General features: G+C 75.5%; 3 protein-coding genes and 1 pseudogene. 2 read left to right on the forward strand and 2 right to left on the reverse strand.

Going from position 1 to position 2982, the window contains the following annotated elements:
- Positions 1–501: pseudogene (locus tag ABZV94_RS40995) on the forward strand (O-antigen polymerase); the annotation flags it as partial.
- Between the two features lie 60 nt (positions 502–561).
- On the opposite strand, the gene ABZV94_RS41000 reads toward ABZV94_RS40995, so the two are convergent.
- Positions 562–1107, reverse strand: coding sequence for a hypothetical protein (locus ABZV94_RS41000; protein WP_356350133.1), 546 nt, complete (start codon positions 1105–1107; stop codon positions 562–564).
- A 105-nt stretch (positions 1108–1212) separates the two neighbouring features.
- A complete protein-coding gene (locus ABZV94_RS41005; RefSeq protein WP_356350135.1) occupies positions 1213–1998 on the reverse strand; it encodes an aspartate/glutamate racemase family protein in 786 nt (261 codons plus the stop codon).
- 40 nt (positions 1999–2038) lie between these two features.
- Here ABZV94_RS41005 and ABZV94_RS41010 point away from each other — a divergent pair.
- Positions 2039–2982: glycosyltransferase (locus ABZV94_RS41010; RefSeq protein WP_356350137.1), on the forward strand; the 944-nt coding region annotated here is incomplete at its 3' end.

Genomic DNA, 2982 nt, shown 5'->3' on the forward strand with positions numbered 1-2982 from the left:
GCCGGGGTGGCGGCCCTGGTGGCGGTGACCGTCTGGGCCGTCGCCGGGGACGCGCTGCCCGGGGGCCTGACCGGGGCGCTCGAAGGCCGGTTCAGCGCGCACCGGGTCCGGCTGTGGCGGGACGCCCTGGGGGCGGCGGACCGGAACAGCGCTCTGGGGATCGGCCCCGGCCGGTTCGGCGACCCGGGCCCGGGGGCGCCGCGGACGCTGCTGTCCGACGGCAGACCCCACTCGGCCCTCCTGCAACAGGCGGCCGAACAGGGCCTGGTCGGGGTGCTCCTGCTGGTCGCCGTGTTCTGCTGGGTCCTCTACGCGCTGTGGCGCACCCCGCGCCCCACCCCGGTCGCCGTCACCGCGGGCGCCGCCCTGGCGGCGCTGGCCGCCCTGGCCTCGGTGAGCAATGCCCTCAGCTTCACGACGGTGACGTCGGGCGCGGCCCTCCTGGCGGGCTGGGCCACGGCCCGCCCGTGGGCGGGCGACACGGCGGCACCGAGGCCGTGAGCGTGGAGGCGGGGGCGCCCCGGGTGCCGGCTCCCGGCGCGGGCGTCCCGGCGAGCCGCGTCAGGCCGCCGTCCCCGGCTTGATCGTCCGCAGGCGGTCCCTGATGACCCGGACCGCCGTTTCCGCGTTGTCCACGGTGATCGTGAACGTGTGGCCGTCCCACAGGCGCAGCACGATGCCCTCGCCGCGGCGTACGACGACCGCGGTGCCCTTCTCGGGGCGCCAGCGATAGCCCCAGCCGCCCCAGTGCCGGGGGGTGACGAGGGCGGTGAAGTCGGCGCCGGCCACGTGGGAGAGCGGGATGCGGCGGCGCGGCAGCCCCATGTGCCCGCAGCGCACTTCGACGCACTCCTTGTCGAGCTTGAGGTCGACGTGCACGAAGGCGAGCGTGCCAAACAGGACCAGCAGGCCGGCCGCGATGCAGCCCACGACCGACATCACGAGCGGGGCGATGCCGGAGCCCCAGGCCGAGTCGACGGCCAGTTCGATGCCGAGCGCCATACAGGCGGCACCGGCCAGCGCCAGCAGCCACTGGACCCGGTTGGTGGCGCGTCCCGTCCAGACCTCCGGGCGCGGGATGTCGTCGGCGTCGGGGTGGTCCCTCATGTGTACGAGGTTACTCAGGTTTCGCTGTGCGGGTAGGGCGTGGCGCAGGGTGACTGGCCCGGCCGGCCCACAGCGGACCGCGCCGCCGGCACGGTTCCGCGGCGGTCAGCGGACGGGGCTGACGGCCTTGAGGAAGCGGCCCTCCTCGTAGGACAGCGCCGTGTCCGGGAGGGTCGCCTCACGGCCGCTCAGCAGCACCGTGAGCGTGGTGTCGGCGACGGCGGCCGGGACCGACTCCGCTCCGATCCGGCGCAGGGCCTGGGCGGCCACCGCCCCGGCGGTGCCGTGCAGGATGAGCGGCGGGCGGCCGGGCCGCTGGACGGCCGCCCGGATGCGCTCGGCGACCAGTTCGTAGTTGGTGCAGCCGAGGACGACCGTGGTGACGTCGTCGGGGGTACGGGCGGCGGCCGAGGCGATGGCCGCGTCGATCGCCGCGTCGTCCGCGTGGTGCACGGCGTCCGCGAGACCGGGGCACGCCACCTCGGTCACCTCCACGCCGGCGGCGAACTCCTCGATCAGCCCGCGCTGGTAGGCGCTGCCCGTGGTGGCCGGGGTCGCCCAGATCGCGACGGGTCCGCCGCCCGCGGCGGCCGGCTTGATCGCCGGAACGGTACCGATGATCGGCAGGTCCGGTTCGAAACGGGCCCGCATCGCCGGCAGGGAGTGCACCGACGCCGTGTTGCAGGCGACGATCAGGACGTCGGGGTCGTGTGCGGCGGCCGCCTCGGCGACGGCGATGGCCCGCTCGGTGATGTCCTCCGGGGTGCGCGGTCCCCAGGGCATGCCGTCCGGGTCCCACGACAGGACGAGATCCGCGTCGGGTCGCAGTCGACGTACCGCGGCGGCGGCGGGCAGCAGGCCGATTCCGGAGTCCATGAGCGCGATCTTCACCCGGCCACGATAGACGATGCGTTCCGCGCGAGCCGGTCGGGTGGGGCAGACTGCGGCCGTGAGCGCCTTCCTGTGGATCACCGTCGTATCACTGGCCGCCTGGTGCTGGTTGCTGCTGGGCCAGGGCTTCTTCTGGCGCACGGACGTGCGGCTGCCGCGGCGCCGGGACCCGGACGTGTGGCCGTCGGTCTGCGTGGTCGTACCGGCCCGCGACGAGGCGGCCGTGCTGCCCGCGAGCCTGCCGTCGCTGCTGGCGCAGGACTATCCGGGGCGGGCGGAGGTCTTCCTGGTGGACGACGGCAGTACGGACGGCACCGGGGACCTGGCCCGCGAGCTGTCCCGGCGGCACGGCGGGCTGCCGCTGACGGTGGGATCGCCCGGGGAGCCGCCGGCGGGCTGGACCGGCAAGCTGTGGGCGGTGCGGTACGGCATCGGGCTGGCACGCGCGCGTGATCCCGAGTACCTGCTGCTGACGGACGCCGACATCGCGCACGCGCCGGACAGCCTGCGCGAGCTGGTGGCGGCGGCCGGCAGCGGCGGCTTCGACGTCGTGTCCCAGATGGCGCGGCTGCGCGTGGCGAGCCTGTGGGAGCGGCTCGTGGTCCCCGCGTTCGTGTACTTCTTCGCCCAGCTGTATCCCTTCCGGTGGATCGGCCGGCCGGGCTCGCGCACCGCCGCGGCGGCGGGCGGCTGCGTCCTGTTGCGCGCGGACATGGCCGAGAAGGCGCGCGTCCCGGACGCCATCCGCCACGCCGTCATCGACGACGTCGCGCTCGCGCGCGCGGTGAAGGGCTCGGGCGGTCGCGTCTGGCTGGGGCTGGCCGACCGGGTGGACAGCGTGCGCCCGTATCCGCGGCTGCACGACCTGTGGCGGATGGTGTCGCGCAGCGCCTACGCGCAGCTGCGGCACAGCCCCCTGCTGCTCCTCGGTACGGTCGCCGGGCTCGCGCTGGTGTACCTGGTGCCGCCCGCCGCCGTTGCCGT

The organism is Streptomyces sp. NPDC004658, from assembly GCF_040609555.1.
Taxonomy (GTDB): domain Bacteria; phylum Actinomycetota; class Actinomycetes; order Streptomycetales; family Streptomycetaceae; genus Streptomyces.

Excerpts from the sequence above, each read along its gene's own strand:
- ABZV94_RS41000 (WP_356350133.1), bottom strand. The coding sequence starts at position 1,107 with ATGAGGGACCACCCCGACGCCGACGACATCCCGCGCCCGGAGGTCTGG.